This is a genomic window from Photorhabdus sp. CRCIA-P01, assembly GCF_003545805.1.
Taxonomy (GTDB): domain Bacteria; phylum Pseudomonadota; class Gammaproteobacteria; order Enterobacterales; family Enterobacteriaceae; genus Photorhabdus; species Photorhabdus antumapuensis.
Map to the genome: position 1 here is coordinate 1 of NZ_NMQR01000094.1, position 5,452 is coordinate 5,452.

The 5,452-nt window shown below is 46.5% G+C and carries 6 protein-coding genes and 1 pseudogene; all 7 read left to right on the forward strand.

The window, feature by feature from the left end:
• Nucleotides 1–1,479 (forward strand): VENN motif pre-toxin domain-containing protein (locus tag D3222_RS26335; RefSeq protein WP_304598685.1); only part of this gene is annotated, 1,479 nt, incomplete at its 5' end.
• A gap of 12 nt (nt 1,480–1,491) precedes the next feature.
• Nucleotides 1,492–1,749 carry a MafI family immunity protein gene (locus tag D3222_RS23310; protein WP_118988222.1) on the forward strand — a complete coding sequence of 86 codons (258 nt, stop codon included), beginning with the start codon at nt 1,492–1,494 and terminating at the stop codon, nt 1,747–1,749.
• Nucleotides 1,750–2,167: 418 nt separating this feature from the next.
• The gene (locus D3222_RS25695) at nt 2,168–3,010 is read left to right on the forward strand and encodes a hypothetical protein (protein WP_198672910.1); all 843 of its coding nucleotides are present in this window, start codon (nt 2,168–2,170) and stop codon (nt 3,008–3,010) included.
• Entirely contained in the window at nt 2,997–3,221 is a 225-nt protein-coding gene (locus D3222_RS23330; protein ID WP_049584802.1) for a hypothetical protein, read from the forward strand. The genes D3222_RS25695 and D3222_RS23330 overlap by 14 nt, the downstream gene beginning before the upstream one ends.
• A 139-nt stretch (nt 3,222–3,360) precedes the next feature.
• Complete coding sequence (locus D3222_RS23335; RefSeq protein ID WP_118988223.1) at nt 3,361–3,777, forward strand: hypothetical protein; 417 nt, start codon at nt 3,361–3,363, stop codon at nt 3,775–3,777.
• Nucleotides 3,777–4,217, forward strand: coding sequence for a hypothetical protein (locus tag D3222_RS23340; protein WP_232832644.1), 441 nt, complete (start codon nt 3,777–3,779; stop codon nt 4,215–4,217). The genes D3222_RS23335 and D3222_RS23340 overlap by 1 nt, the downstream gene beginning before the upstream one ends.
• 91 nt (nt 4,218–4,308) lie before the next feature.
• Nucleotides 4,309–5,452 (forward strand): annotated as a pseudogene (locus D3222_RS23345) (hemagglutinin repeat-containing protein); the annotation flags it as partial.

Consider the following 5,452-nt stretch of genomic DNA (forward strand, 5'->3'; position numbering starts at 1 on the left):
AACATCACCCCGGAACTCATTCAAGACCAGATTTACAAAACCGCCTATAATCAGGCGTTGAATGAATCTGGCCTTGGCACCGGTGGGAAATACCACACCGCTTTACAGGCGGCCACTGCCGCCATTCAGGGACTTGCGGGCGGGAACATTGGTCAGGCACTGGCGGGCGGCGCTTCCCCTTACCTCGCCGGAGTGATTAAAGACCTGACCACCGACCCGAAAACCCATCAAGTGGATATCGTGAGCAATACCCTGGCCCATGCGATTCTGGGGGCAGTGGCCGCTGAAGTCAGTGGTAACAATGCGCTAGCCGGTGCAGCAGGTGCGGCGGGCGGGGAACTGGCTGCCCGGGAACTGATGAAGCACATTCACGGCGAAAATGCTAAAGTCAGTGACTTAAGTGAAGAAGAAAAACAGACCATCAGCACTCTTTCTACCCTGGCAGCGGGACTAGCCGGTGGGATTACCGGTGACTCCACCGGCAGCGCCGTTACCGGGGCCCAGGCCGGGAAGAATGCGATTGAGAATAACTCCTTGTCCGGCGACAAAGCCCGAAAAGCCGTCAAAGAAAATAAGGAATGGCTGCAAACTCAGATCAGGGAAACATTGGGAGAAGGCACTTCCTCGGCAGTGGTTAATGGTGCTCTGGAGTTCATTGGCGATACTGGCGATTTTGTGATGGCAGGTGGGGATTATGCGTTGGATGGTGCCATGGCTATTACAAGTTGTGCTATCGGAGATAACTATTGCCAGCGTGCCCTAAATGATCTGGAGGGTAAAAATCAGGCCGTTGCGGGTAGCGTAAAATCGTTGATGACGGGCGAGAGCTGGCAAGCAATCAAGGAAACCGCTAAAAAAGCGAGTGAAGGTGATCAGTTAGCATTAGAAAAAATGGGCGGTGTTTTTGCGAGCCTGTTGACTAGAAAGACGCCTAATGTAGATAAAGTACCGGTTATTGTTAGCAAAACAGAAAATTCGCTTCCTCAATGGAGTGCTGGAGAAGGGAAATTTAGCCCGAAAGAACAAGGTAAAGTTACAAACGTTGAGAATGCAACAAGCAAACCTGATGCAAAATCACTGCCTTACAAAGATACGGTTGGAAGTGTTGGAAAAAGCACAGATTATACAGATATTCTCTCTCCAGAAGCGAAAAAACATATACTGTATGGCGATAGCCCTACCAGTGGTGGTCATTTATTCCCGGGAAATCCAGGAAAAACGACTTTCCCATCTAATTGGACGAAAGAAAAAATTATCCATGAAATAGGTGATATTGCAACTTCGCCGAAGACTCAATGGTATGCTCAATCAGGAACTGGCGGGCATTATACCAAGGCTGGAAAACCCGCTAGATGGGTTGCTTGGGAGGTTCGGGATGGTGTTCGCATGAGGGTAATTTATGAGCCTGCAAATGGTAAAGTAGTTACTGCATTCCCAGATAAAACATCGAAACCAGCAACCTTGAAGCCTATAAAATAAGGAGTATCTAATATGAATGTGAACAAAAAAATCAGGCTTTTAGGTGAAGGATTGAAAGATCGCTTGGAACCTTCACTTGTTGATTATGACTTGGAGTATATAAATCACTCGGAAAATGTCCTAGCGTTCGAAACATTATGCGATCATATAGCTGACTATGATGTTGAAATAACAAAAGATGAATATAATCAGATAATTAAGATTGTTAATGACCTATCATTAGAGATTGATGAAAGATACCTATATATTAATCCAGATAAAAAATCATAAATGATAAAAGATCCCAGTCCAAGCGCTGGGATCTTCCTTTTAGCCGTCAGCTGTTCTCAATAAGCCGGATAATCAACAGCCCGTGCTCAATGCTGACCTGCACCGGCTGCCCGGTGGTAAATGAACTGCACCCCAAAAGTTGGGATCTTCCTTTTAGCCGCCAGTTGTTCAGAGCGTCGCAGGGGCGCCGCTTGCGGGCTCTGTACCGCCCGCGCCCGCAGAACGTGCGTCCGCCGCCCAGGCAAGCTGGGCGACGTTCGCCCGTTGCCGAAAAAGGCGCTACGCTGACAAGGGCCCGGCGGGAAAAACGGGCCGTCGGGGGCGAAAAGCGCGTCAGGGGGTTTTGGGTTCGGCGGTGAACGGACATTGGAAAAAACGGGTTGTAACTGACTGAGGGCATTAGGAAAATCGGTGTTCGATGGTCAACTTCGCACTGGAATGGGTTGTTGTGGAGAATAACTACTTGCACGAAGATGAAAGCAGAAGTTTTGATAAAGAACTGGCGGAGTGTAAGGCTAAAGGAGGGGGTATTACCTGCGTGACTTATGAAGAAATTATTCAAGCAAATACGAATGTTGCGCTTGATGAGGGATCGTTACAAATTCGATTGTCAGAGAAATTAAAAGATCCCGACGCCATCAAGATAGTGCAGTATTTGAATGGTAAGGATTTGCAGTTTTTGAAGGATAATATTACCACTTCTGACAGAGTTGCTGCTGTCGCCTTAGATCCAACTTCATGGCCTGTAATGGTCTTTGGTGCAAAGGCGATGATTCAGGGAGCAAAAGGCAAAGAACAGTTACTTGCAGCAGGGATCACCAGTGGTATGAATGCGGCTATTCAATATGGTACGACGAAAGAAGTAAAACTCTCTGATTTGATTGGTGCAGGTGTTGTTGGCGCCATTACTGCTGGAAAAGGTTACAACCCCACTGTAACGTGGAATGCAATAGGTGGTTACTACACTGCGGAAATTAAAGGGGATGATCCGTTCTTAAATGCGATATTGAGTAAAGGAGGTGCCAGTGCAGGTTACACGGCTGGTAATGTTCTGAAAATTCCAATGGAGAAGATTTTCAATCCAATATCGAAACAACTTGAATGGGAACCAATCGGGATTTGGACAATTACAAAGCCTGCGAGACAAAGTTCAGTCCCATCAGTGGCTGGTAACGTTGGTGATTCAGCCGTATCAGGTTGGTTCAACTCTACTGTTGGGGGAGCAGTACAAGAAGGAAAACAGCAAGATGAAAAAAAATAAAATGAAATCAATAGTGATTATGTGTTATCTATCATTTTCTTTTTTCTTGGCTGTTTTCTTGCTGAGTGTTATCTCACAAGCTTTCAGTTTATGGTTTATAGACAAAGCCGATATTTTTTGTTCCATCAAAGACAATATAGGGGTTCATTTGCAAATTGGAGCAGCAGGTGCTTTAGCTGGGTTTTTACTTTGGCTATTTGATATGTATTAGTGAGAAAAATCCCAGCCAAAGTGCTAGGATTTTCCCTTTAACCCTCCGCTGTTCTCAACGAGCCGGATAATCAACGGTCCGTGCTCAATGCTGAAATACGCAGGAAGCCATCACTGCAACGAAAAAAGCTACGGAAGCATTGAAAGACCCGGAAAGGCAGCAGGCGCTGGATGTTGGTTCCTATAAGGAATTAAAATCCCGCTCAGTCGTGGGGGATAAACTAGAGCATGACCATATTCCGTCATTTGCAGCGCTTAGAAAAACAAAGGAAGATGAGTTAGGAAGAAAATTAACCCCCGCAGAGGAAAAAACTTTATACCAAAATGCAACGGCTGTTGAAATTCCACGGGATGCACATAAAGCCAGCCCGACTTACGGAGGTAAAAATACTCCCGCTCAAGTTCAGAAAGATGCACAGGATCTTTGTGGTGCCGTATGCCGTGATACCGAAGCTTTGAGACGTAATATGATAGAACGAGGTTATGATCCTAAATTAGTTGATGATGCGGTGCGACAGATCGTAGAACGTAATCGGGGTCAAGGAGTAATAAAATAATGTTGAAATTGCAAGAAATTATAACTTTGCTTGGATGTTCGAAGCTCGATCATCGTTTTGTCTTATTAGCTCAAGAAGTTAATGAAATACCAGATGTTTCTCCTGATATTTTAGGAGAAAGAATCTATTATTCTTTTTATAATTCAGGAATATTACTTTTACTAGAGAATAATATCCTAGATCAAATTACTTTCTTTATAGAACCAAGTGAAGGCTTTACTGGTTATATTGGTGAATTACCAGAAGGTATAGAGCTAAAGGAAAAGGAGTCAAAAGTTATTGAATCCATAGGCGAACCAACGTCAAGCGGAGGAGGCAAACCAGATATGCTGTTGGGATACATTAACCGATGGATAAAATATGTGAGAGATAACTATGTATTACATATTGAATTCAATCAAAACAACTTTATAAGTAAGCTTTCTCTAATGCTGAAATAATACATATCCAGACCTTGTGAACTCCCCCCGAAAGTTGGATAACCAACAAGTAGGGGAAAATTCTCTATGAAGAATTACAGGAAGCATTCATTTAAGTTTAGGTATAAAGTCATGCCACATTACCACTGGCCTGAATATCTCCGCCAGCACCAACTACGGCAAAGGCCGTGAAAGCGGCAATGGCGTCAGCCATAATGAAACTACGCTGGATGCAGGGCAAACTGTCACCCTCAAGGGCGCTCAGGTCAGCGGCGAACAAATTACCGCCGACGTAAAACGTCACCTGACGCTCAGTAGCGAGCAGGACAGCAACCGCTACGATATGAAGCAGCAGAATGTCAGTGCCGGCGTCAGTGCCACTGTCGGCCCAGGTTCAGGCGGTTCATTAAACCTCAGCGCCAGCCGCGACAAAATCCACAGCAACTTTGACTCCGTACAGGAGCAGACTGGCCTGTTTGCCGGCAAAGGCGGCTATCAAGTGAAAGTGGGTGAACATACTCAGCTTGATGGCGCAGTCATTGCCAGTACCGCAGACAAAGACAAAAACACCCTCGATACCGGCACTCTCGGCTTCGGCGATATAAAAAACAAAGCGGATTTTAAAACTGAACACCACAGCGTAAGCATCAGCACCGGGGGTTCAGCAGGCGGTATGTTACTCAGTAACATGGCGGCCAATACCCTGGGTGGCGCTAACCGGGAAGGCCATGCTCAAAGCACCACCCATGCCGCAGTCAGTGACGGCGCCCTGATTATCCGGGATAAAGACAACCAGCAGCAGGATATCACCCCCCTGAGCCGGGATACCGACCATGCTAACAATGCTCTCAGCCCTATCTTTGACAAAGAGAAAGAGCAACAACGACTGAAACAGGCCCAACTAATTGGCGAAATCAGTGCGCAGGTGATTGACATCGCCAGTACCGAAGGGGCCATTATCGCCACCAAAGCCGCCCACGCCAAACTGGAGAACATCAGCGACCCGGATAGAAAAGCGGCCATAAAAGTCCTGGAGGATAAAGGTAAAACCGACATCACCCCGGAACTCATTCAAGACCAGATTTACAAAACCGCCTATAATCAGGCGTTGAATGAATCTGGCCTTGGCACCGGTGGGAAATACCACACCGCTTTACAGGCGGCCACTGCCGCCATTCAGGGACTTGCGGGCGGGAACATTGGTCAGGCACTGGCGGGCGGCGCTTCCCCTTACCTCGCCGGAGTGATTAAAGACC

Bases quoted from the DNA above. Each gene is read 5' to 3' on its own strand.
- D3222_RS25695 (WP_198672910.1), top strand. From the start codon at position 2,168: ATGGTCAACTTCGCACTGGAATGGGTTGTTGTGGAGAATAACTACTTG.
- D3222_RS23330 (WP_049584802.1), top strand. From the start codon at position 2,997: ATGAAAAAAAATAAAATGAAATCAATAGTGATTATGTGTTATCTATCA.
- D3222_RS23340 (WP_232832644.1), top strand. From the start codon at position 3,777: ATGTTGAAATTGCAAGAAATTATAACTTTGCTTGGATGTTCGAAGCTC.
- D3222_RS23310 (WP_118988222.1), top strand. From the start codon at position 1,492: ATGAATGTGAACAAAAAAATCAGGCTTTTAGGTGAAGGATTGAAAGAT.